We start from the raw sequence: 15,311 nt of genomic DNA on the forward strand, positions 1-15,311 counted from the left end.
AGCAAAGATACGAACGAAGGAAGGGGCGCTCTCGGGCGCCCCTTTTTCATTTCATTACGTGCGCGTGCCGAACAGCGCCGTGCCCACCCGCACGTGGGTCGCGCCGAGCATGATGGCGGTCTCGTAATCGCCACTCATGCCCATGCTGCGCCCGTCCAGCCCGTGGTCGCGCGCCAGCTTGTCGAGCAGGGCGAAAAACGGGGCGGGTTCGATCTCCAGCGGCGGAATGCACATCAGGCCGGCGACCGGGATATCGGCCTCGCCAGCCTGCTTCAGCAGTTGCGGCAGTTCGCCGATCGGACAGCCGCCCTTCTGCTCCTCGCTCCCGATGTTCACCTGGACGAAGCACGACACGCGCTTGTCCGCCTTGTCCATGGCCCTGGCAAGCGCCTTCACCAGGCTGGAGCGGTCGAGCGAGTGAATGACGTCGAACAGCGCGACGGCCTCGTCCGCTTTGTTCGACTGAAGCTGCCCGATGAGGTGGAGCTGCACCGCCGGGTTCGCCTCGCGGAGTGCAGGCCACTTGCCCTGCGCCTCCTGCACGCGGTTCTCTCCGAACGCGCGCTGCCCCTGCCGCAGCAGCGGTTCGATGGCGCCGGCCGGGTGCGTCTTGCTCACCGCGACGAGCGTGACGTCGTCGGGCTTGCGCCGCGCCACCTTGCACGCCTTCGCGATGTTCGCGCGGACCTGTTCGAGCGGGGTCTCTGGGTTTTCCATCGTGCCGCGCTATAGCGTCCACGTGCCCCGACGCCAGACCCGTCCTGCCCCCCTGCCCGACCTGTGGCTGCTCTCCGACGCGCGTAACGATGCGCGGCTCGAGCAGGCGCTGCGCGCGCTGCCGCGAGGCTCGGGGTTCGTTTTCCGCCACTATCACCTCGCATCCGACGCCAGGCGGCGGCGGTTCGAGGAACTGGCGCAGGTCGCTCGGGGATGCGGGCACGCGGCGATCCTTTCGGGCAGCGCCGGCGAAGCGGAACGCTGGCGCGCGGACGGCCTCTACGGCCCGGCCGGCTGCATCGGACCCGGCGGGCCGAGGCTGCGGATCGCCACCGCGCACGACCGCGCCGAGATCGAGGCAGCCAATGCGATCGGCGCCGACGCCGTGATGCTCTCGCCCGTCTTCGCCACACGCTCGCACCCGGATGCACCGGCGCTGGGCCCTGAGCGATTTCGCGCGCTGGCGGCGCTTGCCCGAATGCCGGTGATCGCGCTCGGCGGAATGACCGCGGCGCGCGCGCGGGAACTCGATTGGCCGCGCTGGGCGGCGATCGACGGGCTTTCCTGACGGGTGAAGGGGCATCACGAAGGGGGCTGCGTTCCCTCTTGACAAAACGAACCATATCGGTTAAATACGCACTCTGCCGCAGGATTCTTGACGCAGGAGTCCGCTCGGGCGCATGATGCCCGCACTCACGGGAAGTAGGGGAACGACGATGGCCACCCGTGCAATCGGGAAATCGCCGACAGCCGACTGGCGCGCTGCATTGCGCCGCTCGCTGCGCCGCGCCGCGCAGATGGTGGGCGCGGCCGTGCTGTTTGCGACCGCCGTGTTCCTCACGCTGTCGCTGGTCAGCTATACGCATACCGACCCGAGCCCCTCGACGGCCGCTTCGGGCACGGACATCGCCAACTGGATGGGCGCGAGCGGCGCCTGGGCGGCGGAGCGTGCGCTGTTCCTGTTCGGCCTCAGCGCGGTGCTCCTGCTCCCGCTGCTCTACATCGGCGCGCGCAAACTGTGGCGCGATGTCGAGGAGGAGGACCGCGACACCGACACGCACTGGCTGCGTCCGGTCGGCATGCTGCTGCTGGCGATGGTGCTGCTATCCACCGTGCTGGCGCTCGCGTTCGAAGGGCCCGGCTGGGCGCTGCCTGCCTCGATGGGAGGGATCAGCGGCCTGCTCGGCGCGGCCGCCGTCGAGGGGATCGCCAGCCGCCTGCCGGAAGGCGCCCAGGGCTGGGCGATCCTCGGTATCGCACTGGCCAGCCTTGCGCTGGGCGTTGCGCTGCTGACCCGCGTGTTCGCGATCGACTGGCGCGCCCTGCTGACCCTGCCGCTGTTCCTCAAGCGCGCGCCCGCCCTGAAGCAGGCCGACATTCCCTTCCTGCCGAAACAGCGGCGGCAGGCGAAAGCCAGGCCTTCCACCGATGACGACGAGGGCGCGGAGCAGACCGCCTCCCCCCCTCGCCGCAGCCCCGAAATCGCAGAACGCACCGCGCCGCCGAGGAAGGCCACGCCCGCCAAGCCCGCGCAGCGCGACATGTTCGCCGCCTACGAGCTGCCCAGCCTCGACATTCTCGAAGAACCGCCCGCCGACAAGGGCCCCAAGCTCGACAAGCTTGCGCTGGAGCGCAACGCGCGCCTGCTCGAAACGGTGCTCGACGACTTCAACGTCAAGGGCGAGATCACCGCGGTCCGCACCGGGCCGGTGGTGACGATGTACGAGCTCGAACCCGCACCCGGCATCAAGGCCAGCCGGGTGGTCGGCCTGGCCGAGGACATTGCGCGCAACATGAGCGCGATCAGTGCCCGCGTCAGCCCGATCCCGGGCAAGACCGTGATGGGCATCGAACTGCCCAACGCGCATCGCCAGACGGTCGCGTTCAAGGAACTCGCCGCGTGCGAGGCATTCGCGAATGCCAAGGGCAACCTGCCGATCATCCTCGGCAAGGATATCGCGGGCGAGCCGATCGTCGCCGATCTCGCCGCGATGCCGCACTTGCTCGTGGCGGGCACCACCGGTTCGGGCAAGTCGGTCGGCCTCAACTGCATCCTGCTCAGCCTGCTCTACCGCTTCACGCCCGAAGAGTGCCGGATGATCCTGGTCGATCCCAAGGTGCTCGAACTCAAGAGCTACGACGACATCCCGCACCTGCTTTCCCCGGTGGTGACGGAGCCGCACAAGTCGGTCCGCGCACTCAAGTGGGCGGTCGAGGAGATGGAGCGGCGCTACCGCATGATGAGCTCGATCAACTCGCGCAACATCAACTCGTTCAACGAGCGCGTGAAGGCCGCGATCGCCAAGGGCAAGCCGCTCGGCCGGCGCGTGCAGACCGGGTTCGACCCCGAGACCGGCGAGGAGCTCTACGAGGAAGAGCAGCTCGACTATACGCCGCTGCCGCAGATCGTGCTGATCGTCGACGAGCTCGCCGATCTCATGGTCACGGTCGGCAAGGAGATCGAGGTGTTGATCCAGCGCCTCAGCCAGAAGAGCCGCGCCGCGGGCATCCACCTGATCATGGCGACGCAGCGCCCCTCGGTCGACGTCATCACCGGCGTGATCAAGGCCAACCTGCCGACGCGGATCAGCTTCCACGTCACCAGCCGGATCGACAGCCGCACGATCCTGGGCGAGCAGGGTGCGGAGCAGCTCCTGGGCAAGGGCGACATGCTCTACAAGCCGTCGTCGGGCGCGATGAAGCGCGTGCACGGCCCGTTCGTGTCAGACGAGGAAGTCGAGGCGGTCGCCGACCACTGGCGCGCGCAGGGCAAGCCCGAATACGTCGATGCCGTGACCGAGGAACCGGAAGACGGCGGCTTCAGCTTCGACGATGAACTGACCGCGAGCGACAATCCGGACGAACGCAAGTACCGCCAGGCGTGCCAGATCGTGTTCGAGAACCAGAAGGCCAGCGGTTCGTGGCTCCAGCGCCAGATGGGCGTCGGCTACAACACGGCCGCCAAGTGGATCGAACGGATGGAGGAAGACGGGCTGGTCGGACCGGCCAACCACGTCGGCCGCCGCGACATCTATCGCGACCGCGACGGGAATCCGCTCTAGATCAGGCGACAGCCGCGCGGTGCACGCGCTCGCCGCCGCCGAACAGGGTAAGGCGTTCGTGCATCGTGCGATTGCGGCCCGCTTCCTTCGCTTCGTAGAGCAGCTTGTCCGCCCGGGCGTAGAGGTCCGCAAAGCTCGTGCCTTCCAGCCCCGCGGCCGGCACCTCGATCACGCCCATGCTCGCAGTGACGGGGGCGTCGAGACCTTCGAGATCGGCCGCGACGCGCTGGGTGATCGCGCGGCGCAAGTGCTCGGCCCGCTGCCGCGTTCCCGAACCGCGTAGCAGGACCATGAATTCCTCGCCGCCGAGCCGCAACGCGATCGCGTCCCGGTCGCCGTCCGCGCGGAGCACACGGGCGCAGACGCGCAGCACCTCATCGCCCACCTGGTGGCCGTGCGTGTCGTTCACGCGCTTGAAGTGATCGAGATCGATCAGCGCCATCGTATCGAAGCCCTGCCGCTGGAGCTCGGCGAAACGCGCTTCGATCGCGCGGCGGTTGAGCAGGCCGGTGAGCGGGTCGCGCTCGGCCATGGCTTCCATCGCGAGCGACTGCTCGCGGGCGCGGTCACGCTCGTGCTTGAGGATCATGAAACGGTCCGCCGCGCCGAGCGAGGTGACGACCAGTTGGAACGCGACCGCTGCGCTGAAGGCGAAGATCTGGTCATGCGGGGCATCGCCGAAGCCGAGGTTGGTGAATATCCGCTCCAGCGCGATCGCCCATATCGGCATGCAGGCGACGAACTGATACCGCGCAGCACGGCTACCGCGGAGGGCCGCCTGCCCCAGCGCCAGGGAGAACAGCGCGATCAGCGGCACGAACGCGAAGTAGAAGACATCCGAACCGAACTCGCGGAGCATGGGCAGTCTGGTGGCCTGGACGAGCGAAGTCGCCGCGGTGATCCCGGCGAAGCAGCGCAGGAGCCGGCGCGTGCGTTGGGGCAGGCATCCCTTCTCGAACAAGTCGGCGGCGAACACTGCTGCGGCGCCGACTCCGATCGATGACGTCAGCGGCAGAAGCAGGGAGACCTGCCATAGCGTCAGGTCGGCAAGGTGCAGCACCAGCCCCGAGGAAACCAGCGTCAACGCCAACATGCCCAGGACGGACAGGAGGTGCCAGAGCAGGAACGGCGCCTTGAGGATGCGGTAGAAGGCGAGGTCGAACAGCAGCGGCATGCACAGGAGGCCGCAGATAGCGGCCAGCGCGAGCATCGTCTCGAGCGGCCAGCGCACATCGTCCGGCGAGGTGACGAGGCGTCCGTCCGACACGACCGGCGCGACCCACGCCCCGTCGATCGCGACAACGACGTGATCCGAACTCTCGGTGATCCGGGGCAGTGGCAGAACGAAGTTCAGCCCGCTCCCGATCAGCTCCGCATCGCTCATGCCATACCGCACGCTGCGCACTGCGCCTCCGCGATCCACCACCGAGACGACGATGTGGCCAAAGGTGCTCGCCCGCGTCGTGAAGTAGGCCGGCGGCTCTCCCGTCTGCGGAAGGTCGAAGCGAAGCAGCGCGCGCGGCGCGCGGTAGTCGGCAATGCTCCCGTCGCAGCGCCAGTGCGGCGCCGTCGCTCCGGCGCCTGCGGGATCGGACGACAGCGTCGCCGTGGCCTGGCACGCGGGGGCGATCGGCTGCGCGTGGGCGGCGGACGCGGCGAGCAGCGCCAGCGCGGCGGCTACAATCGCCAGCAGTCCCCGGAGCGCATGTCGAGCCATGCTCCGCGCGCTATGCAATAATTATTATCTTCGCCTTAAACGCCCGCGCAGCGAGGCCCGAATCGGCGCTAGCCCAGCACTTCGCCAATCGGCCGGTACTCGTACCCCAGCTCATCCGCCACCGCCTTGTAGGTCACCTGACCGGCGTGGACGTTGAGCCCTTCGGCGAGATGCGGATCGCGGCGCATCGCTTCCTTCCAGCCCAGTTCGGCAATCTGCAAGGCATGCGGAAGCGTGACGTTGTTGAGCGCATAGGTGCTGGTGCGCGCAACCGCACCGGGCATGTTGGCGACGCAGTAATGCACCACGTCGTCGATCACGTAAGTGGGCTCCGCATGCGTGGTCGGGCGGCTCGTCTCGAAACAGCCGCCCTGGTCGATCGCGACGTCGACCAGCACCGCGCCGGGCTGCATGCACTTGAGCATCTCGCGCGTGACCAGCTTCGGCGCGGCGGCGCCGGGGATCAGCACGGCACCGATCACCAGGTCGGCCTCGCAGACCGCATCCTCAAGGTTCGCCTTGTTCGAAAAGCGCGTCTTGGCCCGGCTTTCGAAGTGGATGCCGACCCGCTCGAGCACCGCCGGATCACGGTCGAGGATCGTCGTGTCCGCACCCAGCCCGACTGCCATCTGCGCGGCGTTGAAGCCAACCACGCCGCCGCCGATGACGAGGACCTTGCCCGGAAGCACGCCCGGCACACCGCCGAGCAGCACGCCGCGCCCGCCGTGCGCTTTCTCCAGCGCGGTGGCGCCCGCCTGGATGCTCATGCGACCGGCAACCTGGCTCATCGGCTTCAGCAGCGGGAGCGAACCGTTGGGTCCGGTTACCGTTTCGTAAGCGATCGCCGTCACGCCGCTCTTGACCAGATCGGCGGTCTGGGGCGCGTCAGGCGCAAGGTGCAGGTAGGTGTAGAGCACCTGCCCTTCGTGCAGCCGTGCACGCTCCTGCGCCTGCGGCTCCTTGACCTTCACGATCATCTCGCACTCGGCAAAGATCGCCTCCGGCCCGTCCTTGATAACGGCGCCGGCCTGACGATACTCGGCATCATCGGCGCCGATCCCGTTGCCCGCCCCGCTCTCGATCCAGACCTCGTGCCCGTGCGCGACCAGCTCGCGCGTGCTTTCCGGCGTCAGGCCGACGCGGTATTCATGATTCTTGATTTCCGTGGGGCAGCCGATGCGCATGGATGAAACTCCTCATTGCCGACACCGTTGCGTCTGTAACTACCGCGCGGCGCGCTGTCTTCCCCCGATCGATCGAGCCGGGCGACGCATTCACAGAGCACTGTCATTGGCCTGTCACACAAACGGCATAGCGGCGTCATCCATCAGTCGAACAACTGTCAGCTACAGGTAACCCAAATGAAACACGCGCTTCGCGTTTCCGCACTGGCGATAGCGATCGGCACCGCCGCGCCCGCCATGGCGCAAGACCACGATGCCGCCATGCAGAACGAACTAGCCGCGATGCGGGCGGAGATGGCGCGCATGGCCGCGCGTATCGCCGCGCTCGAAGCGGATCTGGCCGCGGCAGAGGCGGAACCCGCCGAATCGGCCCCACCCGCGGCAGCGCCGCTGGAAACGGAGCGCGGCGATGAAACCAGGATCACCTGGAAGGGTGCGCCCGTGATCGAAACCGAAAGTGGTTGGAGCTTCAAGCCGCGCGGCCGCCTGCAGATCGATGCCGGCGTGATCGGCGCGCCGGATTCGACCGGGGCCGACGACGGCTTCGGCAACGAGATCCGCCGCGCGCGTCTGGGTGTCGAGGGCGATATGCCCGGCGGCTTCGGCTACAAGTTCGAAGCCGACTTCGCAGGCAACGAAGTCGAGCTCTCGGACGCAATCCTCACCTACGGCACCGGCGGGCTGACGATCTCCGCCGGGCAGCACAACGGTTTCCAGGGTCTGGAGGAGCTGACCAGCAGCCGTTTCATCTCCACGATGGAACGCGCCGCCTTCACCGATGCCTTCGGGTTCGAGCGGCGCGTCGGTCTCTCGGCGCAATATGCGGGCCGCGACTGGTTGGTCCAGGGCGGCCTGTTCAGCGACAACGTGGACGACCTGTCGAACGAGAACTGGAGCGCGGACGGGCGCGCGGTCTTCATGCCGAAGCTGGGCGGAACGCAGCTTCATCTCGGCGGCTCGGTTCACTACGCCGACTACGAAGCCGGAACGACGCTGCGTTACCGCCAGCGACCATTTCTCCACTTCACCGACGATCGCTTCATCGACACCGACGAATTCGGCGCGGCGAGCGAACTCGGCCTGGGGCTGGAAACCGCCGCCATCGCCGGCCCCTTCCACGCTGCGGCCGAGGGTTTCTGGCAGAAGGCAAACCGGCCCGGCGCGCTGGCGGACCCGACGTTCTTCGGCGGCTATGCCGAAGTCGGCATGTTCCTCACCGAAGGGGACACGCGCGGCTACAAGCGCGGCACGTTCGACCGCGTGAAGCCGGCCAATCCGGTCGGCGAGGGCGGCTTCGGCGCGGTGCAGGTGAACCTGCGCTACGACTATCTCGACCTCACCGATGCCGGAATCGTCGGCGGAACGCAGAACGGCTATGCCGTCTCGCTGGTCTGGACGCCGACCGACTATACACGGTTGATGATGAACTACGGCCGCATGCAGTATGACAATGCGACCATCCCTGCCGCGGGCGGCGATACGTCGTACGGCGTCGACGCCTTCGGCGTGCGCGCGCAGATCGATTTCTGAGCACGTGACCTTGCTTGTCATGCACTTGTCACAGATCGCCCATATCGGCGATGCGATCCTGAAACCCGAGGGGTAAGACTATGCGTACCACCATCTCTTTATGCCTTGCCGCCGCGGCGGCGCTTTCGCTTTCCGCCTGCGACGCACCGGGTGCCGGGGGCACGCGCGACTCGATCCGCGCCGTCGGCTCTTCGACCGTCTATCCGTTCGCCAAGGTGGTCGCGGAAAACTTCGCCCGCTCGAACCCGGACTTCAAATCGCCGCTGATCGAATCGACGGGCACCGGCGGCGGCATCGCGCTGTTCTGCGCGGGCGTGGGGCCGACGACGCCCGATATCGCCAATGCCTCGCGCCGGATGAAGAAGAGCGAGTTCGAAACCTGCCAGGCGAACGGCGTGGAAGACGTGATCGAGCTGCAGGTCGGCCTCGACGGGATCGCCTTCGCCTCCGCGCAGGGCGGCATCGTGATGAACCTGACGCCCGAGATCGTCTACAAGGCGCTCGCCGCGCAGCCTTACGGCGAAGAGCAGACGGCGAAGACCTGGGCCGACGTCGACCCCTCGCTGCCGGCCGAGCCGATCCTGGTCTATGGCCCGCCGTCCACCTCGGGCACGCGCGACGCGCTCAAGGAACTGGTGCTCGAGGTCGGCTGCGACGCCAATCCGGCGATGGACCAGCTCAAGGAAAGCGACGAGGATCGTCACACCCAGATCTGCACCGAAGTCCGTTCGGACGGCGCCTATGTCGACCAGGGCGAGCAGGACAACCTGATCGTCCAGAAGATCGGCAACAATCCCAAGGCGGTCGGCGTATTCGGTTACTCCTATCTCGAAGAGAACGCGGGCAAGGTCCAGGGCCTGCCGATGAACGGAGTCGAACCGACTTACGAGAACATCTCGAGCTTCGAGTATCCGGGTGCGCGCCCGCTCTACGTCTACGTCAAGAAGGCGCATCTCGACGCGATTCCCGGCCTGAAGGAATTCATCGCCGAGTGGACCCGTAGCTGGGGCAAGGACGGCCCGCTCGCGAAGATCGGTCTGGTCCCTTCGCCCAGCGACGCCATGGCCAGGAACCTCGAAGCGGCGACGCAGCACACCGCGATGACCGGCGACGAGTTCGAATAACCCCGGTTTCACCGGCGCCAAAGTAGGGGCGCCGTCTCTCCGGAGACGGCGCCCTTTTCGCATGCCCGGAAACGAATCCCCGCGCCAAGCGCTGAATCGGCGCGAAAGGGGACAAGAACGATGGCGGCACGCGCCTATTGGCAGGGGCAGATCAGGCTGGCGCTGGTCTCGATACCCGTCGAAGTCTACGCCGCGACCAAGAGCGGTGCCTCGATATCCTTCCGCCAGATCCATGAACCGAGCGGAAAGCCGATCAAGTACGAGAAAGTCGTGCAGGGCCTTGGTCCGATAGACCGCGACGACATCGTCAAGGGCTACGAGATCTCGAAAGGGAACTATGTCCTGCTTGAGGAAGACGAGATCGAGGCGGTCAAGATCGAGAGCCGCAAGACGCTGGAACTGGTCCAGTTCGTCGATGCGGACGAGATCGACGTGTTCTACTTCGAGAAGCCCTATTTCGTCGTGCCACAGGACGAGCTCGCCGAGGAAGCCTTCGTCGTTCTGCGAGAGGCATTGCGGCAGAAGAAGAAAGTTGCGCTCGGGCAATTGTCGGTGCGGGGACGCGAGACGCTCGTCAGCCTCAAGCCCTGCGGCAAGGGCATCGTGCTCGAAACGCTGCGTTACGAGGACGAGGTCCGCCGCGCGCAGACCTATTTCAAGGACATTCCCGACAGCAAGCCCGACAAGGAGATGCTCGAGCTTGCGGGCACGCTGATCGACAAGAAGAGCGCGCCCTTCGACGCGGGCGAGTTCCGCGATCGCTACGTCGATGCGATCCGCAAGCTGATCGACAAGAAGGCCAAGGCGAAGGGCAAGAAGGTACTGGAAGATGTCGAGGAACCGGCGCCGTCCGGCAAGTCCAACGTCATCGATCTGATGGCCGCGCTCAAGAAGTCGGTGAAGGAAGACAAGCCGGCGGCAGAGAGTTCATCGAAGAAAGCTTCAGCCAAGAAATCCTCCAGCTCCAAGGCGAGGAAGCGCGCTTGATGGAGCTCAACGACCCCGTTCTGATCCACTGGATGGATTGGGATCTGCTGTCGCGCCTGGGCGCGGCCGCGATTCTCGGCATTCTCCTCGGCCTCGACCGCGAACTGCGCGGCCACGAGGCCGGCATGCGCACACATGCGCTGATCTGCTTCGCCGCAGCGGCGATGACCGTCTCGATCATCGCACTCTACGGCCAGCTCGACGGTACCAGGATGGACCCGCTGCGCATATTCGAGGCCACCGGCGCCTTTGTGGGCATCATCGGGGCCGGCCTGATCGTGTTCAGTAGAGGGCAGGTCCATAATCTGACCACGGCCGCCCACCTGTGGGTGGCCGCGGTGATCGGCATCGCCTGCGGCGCGGCCCAGTGGCCGCTGGTAGTGGTCGCCGCGATCGTCAGCCTCCTCCTGCTCACGCTGCTGCGGCTGGTCGAGGACAAGGACGACGGCCGTGTGCTCGGCAGGAAACGGGAGCCGCGCGATGGCGAAGCGTGATCCGCTCACCGAATACAACCGCAAGCGGGATTTCGCCCGCACGGCGGAACCTGCGGGCAAGCGCGAGAGCAGCACCGGCGGCAACCGCTTCATCGTCCAGAAGCACGACGCCACGCGGCTTCACTGGGATTTCCGGCTGGAGGCGGACGGCGTGCTCAAGTCCTGGGCGGTGACCAAGGGGCCCTCGCCCGACCCCGACATCAAACGTCTGGCGGTCCGGACCGAGGACCACCCGATGTCCTATGCCGAATTCGAAGGCACGATCCCCAAGGGCGAATATGGCGGCGGCACGGTCATGCTGTGGGATCGGGGCACCTGGGCGCCCGTCGAGGGCAAGAGCTGGAAGGACATCGACAAGGGCCATCTTCACTTCACGCTTCGGGGCGAGCGCATGAACGGCGAATGGCTGCTCGTGCGCATGAAGAAACGGCCCGGGGAGAAGCGCGAGAACTGGCTGCTGCGCAAGGTGGCCGACGAATATGCCGAGGAAGGCGATCCGCTGGTCGAGCGGGAATTGACCAGCGTCCTCACCGGCCGATCCATGGCGGAGATCGCCGCCGATGTGAAAAGCGAGCACTCGCTGAAGGGGAAGAAGGGCAAGGCCTTCGCCAGCGAGATGGAGAAGGCAGCCAAGCACAACGCCCGCAAGGCCAAGCCCAGGCGCAAGGCCGCTGCCGAAAAGCCGCCGAAGTTCCGTCCGCCCCAGCTCGCCACGCTGGTCGATGCGGTGCCGACCGGCAACGGCTGGATGCACGAGATCAAGTTCGACGGCTACCGCGCGCTGATCGCCGCGGCGGGGGAGGACGTGCGCGTCTATACCCGCAGCGGCAAGGACTGGAGCGAGAAGTTCGCCCCGCTGGTCGCGCACTTCGCAGCGCTGGACCTTCCGTCATGCCTGATCGACGGCGAGATCGTCGCCTACGGGAAGGACGGCAATCCCGATTTCTCGTCGCTTCAGAAAGTCCTCAAGCGCGGGCACGGCTCGCAAGGGGAGGGCGATGCGCTGACCTTCCACGCATTCGACTTGCTCGAAGTCGAGGGAGAGAACCTCGCCAAACTCCCGAACATCGAGCGCAAGGAGCGGCTGGAGGCGCTGCTCAGGAACGCCCAGCCGCCGATCCATGTCGCCGACCACGTGATTGGCGCGGGCGAGAAGCTCTACCGCGCCATGTGCCAGGCGAAGCAGGAGGGGATCATCTCGAAGGCGGTGGACTCCCCCTATCGCAGCACGCGGACGCGAAACTGGGTCAAGGTCAAGTGCACGCTGCGGCAGGAATTCGTGATCATCGGCTGGAAGAAGTCGAGCGCCAAGGCGCGGCCCTTCTCTTCGCTCCTGCTGGCGCAGCATGAAGACGGCGAACTCGTCTACAAGGGCAATGTCGGCACTGGCTTCAACCAGGACGCGTTGGCCGATCTGGCGCAGAAAATGGCGCGGCTGGAGCGCAAGAAAGCGGCCGCCGAAGTCGACAGGGTGTCGGCGCGCGGGGTCACCTGGCTCAAGCCCGAACTGGTCGCGGAGATCGCCTTCGCCGAATTCACCGCCGAAGGGAACGTGCGCCATGCGAGCTTCCTCGGCCTGCGAAGCGACAAGCCCGCCGAGGAGGTGACGCCGGAGGAACCGGACGAGGCTCCGCAGGAGGACGTGGCGGACGCGGTGAAGATCTCCAGCCGCAACCGGGTGATCTTCCCCGATGGTGGCCAGACCAAGGGCGACCTCGCCGACTACTACGCCGACATCGCGCCGCTGATGCTCCCCTTCGCGGCGTTCCGCCCGGTCAGCCTGGTCCGCTGCCCACAGGGGCGGGCACGGAAGTGCTTTTTCCAGAAGCACGATTCCGGCTCGTTCGGACCGCACGTTCATCACGTGCCGATCGCCGAAAAGAAGGGGGGGACCGAGGATTATCTCTATGTCGAAGATGCCGCGGGCCTGCTCGCCTGCGTGCAGATGGGCACGATAGAGTTTCACGGCTGGGGCGCGCGCAGCACCGAGGTAGAGCAACCCGACCGAATGGTGTTCGATCTCGACCCGGACGAAGGGCTCGATTTCGGCGACGTCAAGCAGGCTGCCAAGGACATTCGCAAGAAGCTCGCCGACCTCGGCCTCACGAGCTTCGCCATGCTTTCGGGCGGCAAAGGGGTGCACGTCGTGGTCCCCCTCACCCCCGGCCATTCGTGGGATGAGCACAAGGACTTCTCCAAGCGCTTCGCCGAGGCGTTGAGCATGGCCGAACCCGAGCGCTTCGTCGCAACGATGAGCAAGGCCAAGCGCAAGGGGAAGATCTTCATCGACTATCTGCGCAACCAGCGGGGCAGCACCGCAGTCGTGCCCTATTCCGCCCGCGCGCGGGCGGGTGCACCGGTCGCCGTGCCGATCTCCTGGAAGGAACTGGACGACTTCGCGAATGCGCAGCCGTTCTCGATCTCCGACGCCAAGGCGCTGCACAAGCGGGCGGAATCGAAGGCGCTCGCCGGCTGGGGTTTCGCCGAACAGCGCTTGCCCGATATCTGAGCTCGAAGTAGCGTCGCTTCCGGATGATCGAACGCAAACTCGCCGCCTGGCAGGAGGCCGGGCTGATTGATGCTGGAACCACGGCGTCGATCCGCGCCTACGAAGCGGAACATTCGCGGCCTCTCGCGCTGTGGGCGGTGGTTGGGATCGGCGCGCTGGCGATCGGTCTGGGCCTCGTCTCGGTCGTTGCCGCCAACTGGGAGGCGATACCGGGAACGGTGCGGCTCGCGGCCCATTTCGCGCTGCTCGCCCTGTTGGCCGCGGCGCTCTGGTGGCGGGGCGGGGTGCTGCTTTCCGAACGGCCCTGGGCGCATGAGGCCCTGCTGTTCGTGTTCGCGGTGCTTGGGCTCACCTTCTTCGGGCATCTGGGTCAGGTCTATCAGACGAGCTCGCCCCTGTGGCAGCCGCTTGCTCTGTGGCTTGCGCTGTTCGCGCCGGTGGTCCTGCTGCGCGGATCGAGCTGGCTTGCCGCCGCCTTGCTCGCCGTCGTGCTCGTCTACGCCTGCTGGGATTTCGCCGACCCGACGCGGCCGCTATTCGGCCTCGACCGGGGGCAGCGTCCCGGGCTCGTCATAGGAATTGCGACCGCCCTGCCCGTGCTGCTCGCCCCGCTGGGCGCGTGGATGCGCGGGCGCGGCAGGCGGACGGACTTCTGGCGGCGCCTTGAGCAGCTCGGCTTCGCCTACGCGCTGGGCTGTGCCTCGCTGATCGCGACCGCAAGCGGGCTCGACGACTTCGACGGCGAGACGGAGCGTTTCCTCGCGCTCGGGACGCAGATCGTGCAGGCTGCCATCGGCCTTGGCGCAGCCGCTCTGGTAATCGCTGCCCGCCGCAGCACCTCGGGACGTGCCGCCGGCTGCGTCATCGGCGGGGCGGCGCTCGTGCTGCTCGCGGCGCATCTCGTCGACGGAAGCATGCTCGGCGGCGCGATCCTGTTCATGGCGCTGTGGGTCGGCGTCGCGTTCGCTGCGCTCCAGGCGGGGTGGCGGCGGATCTTCCAGCTCGCCGTCGCCGTGATCGCCGTGCGTCTGGTGATCCTCAGCTTCGAACTGGCTAGCGATCTGCTGACCAGCGGCGCAGGGCTGATCGCTGCCGGGCTGCTGATCCTCGCGGTGGCATGGATCGCGGTGCGGGTCTCGCGCCGGCTTGCTCCGCCCGAGGAGACCGCGCCATGAAACGCCGACTCGCTCTGACCCTGGCGCTGGCGCTCCCGCTCGCCGGCCTCGCCACGAGCTGGGCTACGACGCACCGAGCGGCGCAGCGGGGCACCGAATGGCTCGTCCCGATCGGCGGCTACGATCCGCGCGACCTGCTGCGCGGCCATTACGTGATCTACACCTACGATTGGCCGGGTCTCGAAGGCGGGTCGGCCGACCTCTCCGGCGAGCGGATGCTGTGCCTCGAGGGGCGCGCGCCCAATCTGACGCGCGTGCATCTACCGGAAGAGGAAGCCTGCGTGCATTCCGTCCGGGCGAGCGGCGGCTGGAACGATCCCGAAGGCGGACTGGCGAGCGGCCGCCTCTACGTCTCGCAGGAACGCGCTGCGGAGCTTCAGCGCCAGCTCGCGGATCCCAAGCTGCAGGGCGTGGTCCGCATCCGCGTGCGCGAGGATGGGCACCTGACTCCGCTCGATATCACGTTCCGCCCTCGCCCGGCCGATGCCGGGATTCCGGTCGAACCGACTCCCTAAGCCGCTCGCGCGCGGCTGAGACGATCCGCCGCTTTTCCGCGTCGCTTGCCGCCGCCCAGCGGCCGATTTCTTCCAGCGTTCGCCCACACCCTTCGCACAGGTCGCCTGCTGCGGAGACGCGGCAGACATTGCGGCAGGGAGAGAGAATCTCGTCGACCATTGCGGTGCGCGATCGCGGAGCGGAGGCGCGATTGCAAAGGGTTTCTCGCTGCGCCGGCCCCGCCTTCCGTACACCACCGAGCACGTCACCTTTTTTATTCACACTCACGATAGTGAATATTGACATCGGGCCGTTCG

At 66.9% G+C, this 15,311-nt stretch carries 13 protein-coding genes; 9 read left to right on the forward strand and 4 right to left on the reverse strand.

The genetic code is table 11. From position 1 onward, the window contains the following. Positions 1-54 precede the first annotated feature (54 nt). A complete protein-coding gene (locus D2V04_RS14495) occupies positions 55-717 on the reverse strand; it encodes a YggS family pyridoxal phosphate-dependent enzyme (protein ID WP_119514439.1) in 663 nt (220 codons plus the stop codon). Position 718: 1 nt separating this feature from the next. On the opposite strand from D2V04_RS14495, the gene D2V04_RS14500 reads away from it, so the two are divergent. Beyond that, positions 719-1,285, forward strand: coding sequence for a thiamine phosphate synthase (locus D2V04_RS14500; RefSeq protein WP_228766468.1), 567 nt, complete (start codon positions 719-721; stop codon positions 1,283-1,285). 148 nt (positions 1,286-1,433) lie between these two features. Next, complete coding sequence (locus tag D2V04_RS14505) at positions 1,434-3,779, forward strand: DNA translocase FtsK (protein WP_119514440.1); 2,346 nt, start codon at positions 1,434-1,436, stop codon at positions 3,777-3,779. Between the two features lies 1 nt (position 3,780). On the opposite strand, the gene D2V04_RS14510 is transcribed toward D2V04_RS14505, so the two are convergent. Both D2V04_RS14510 and ald read right to left on the reverse strand, forming a co-directional pair. Continuing rightward, complete coding sequence (locus D2V04_RS14510; RefSeq protein ID WP_119514441.1) at positions 3,781-5,496, reverse strand: sensor domain-containing diguanylate cyclase; 1,716 nt, start codon at positions 5,494-5,496, stop codon at positions 3,781-3,783. A gap of 68 nt (positions 5,497-5,564) precedes the next feature. Further along, positions 5,565-6,680: an alanine dehydrogenase gene (gene ald, locus D2V04_RS14515; protein ID WP_119514442.1), complete on the reverse strand. Its 1,116-nt coding sequence runs from the start codon at positions 6,678-6,680 to the stop codon at positions 5,565-5,567. A 177-nt stretch (positions 6,681-6,857) separates the two neighbouring features. Between ald and D2V04_RS14520 the strand changes: the two genes are divergently transcribed. From D2V04_RS14520 to D2V04_RS14550, 7 genes are all read left to right on the forward strand, one after another. Next, positions 6,858-8,210, forward strand: a complete 1,353-nt coding sequence (locus D2V04_RS14520; protein WP_119514443.1) for an OprO/OprP family phosphate-selective porin — start codon at positions 6,858-6,860, stop codon at positions 8,208-8,210. Positions 8,211-8,290: 80 nt separating this feature from the next. Beyond that, a complete protein-coding gene (locus D2V04_RS14525; RefSeq protein WP_119514444.1) occupies positions 8,291-9,334 on the forward strand; it encodes a substrate-binding domain-containing protein in 1,044 nt (347 codons plus the stop codon). Positions 9,335-9,454: 120 nt separating this feature from the next. Beyond that, the gene (gene ku, locus D2V04_RS14530; RefSeq protein ID WP_119514445.1) at positions 9,455-10,321 is read left to right on the forward strand and encodes a non-homologous end joining protein Ku; all 867 of its coding nucleotides are present in this window, start codon (positions 9,455-9,457) and stop codon (positions 10,319-10,321) included. Next, positions 10,321-10,815 (forward strand): MgtC/SapB family protein, encoded by a 495-nt coding sequence (locus D2V04_RS14535; RefSeq protein WP_119514446.1) that lies wholly within the window; start codon positions 10,321-10,323, stop codon positions 10,813-10,815. The genes ku and D2V04_RS14535 overlap by 1 nt, the downstream gene beginning before the upstream one ends. Further along, the gene (gene ligD / locus D2V04_RS14540; protein ID WP_119514447.1) at positions 10,802-13,324 is read left to right on the forward strand and encodes a DNA ligase D; all 2,523 of its coding nucleotides are present in this window, start codon (positions 10,802-10,804) and stop codon (positions 13,322-13,324) included. Before D2V04_RS14535 ends, ligD begins: the two co-directional genes overlap by 14 nt. Positions 13,325-13,347: 23 nt before the next feature. Beyond that, positions 13,348-14,499 carry a DUF2157 domain-containing protein gene (locus D2V04_RS14545; protein ID WP_119514448.1) on the forward strand — a complete coding sequence of 384 codons (1,152 nt, stop codon included), beginning with the start codon at positions 13,348-13,350 and terminating at the stop codon, positions 14,497-14,499. Continuing rightward, positions 14,496-15,014, forward strand: a complete 519-nt coding sequence (locus tag D2V04_RS14550) for a GDYXXLXY domain-containing protein (protein WP_182849769.1) — start codon at positions 14,496-14,498, stop codon at positions 15,012-15,014. The genes D2V04_RS14545 and D2V04_RS14550 overlap by 4 nt, the downstream gene beginning before the upstream one ends. On the opposite strand, the gene D2V04_RS18440 is transcribed toward D2V04_RS14550, so the two are convergent. Next, entirely contained in the window at positions 14,959-15,300 is a 342-nt protein-coding gene (locus tag D2V04_RS18440) for a DUF1289 domain-containing protein (RefSeq protein WP_407672130.1), read from the reverse strand. The two genes, D2V04_RS14550 and D2V04_RS18440, sit on opposite strands and share 56 nt — an antisense overlap. Positions 15,301-15,311 lie beyond the last annotated feature (11 nt).

It is taken from the genome of Pelagerythrobacter aerophilus (assembly GCF_003581645.1).
In the GTDB taxonomy this organism is placed as follows: Bacteria; Pseudomonadota; Alphaproteobacteria; order Sphingomonadales; family Sphingomonadaceae; genus Pelagerythrobacter; species Pelagerythrobacter aerophilus.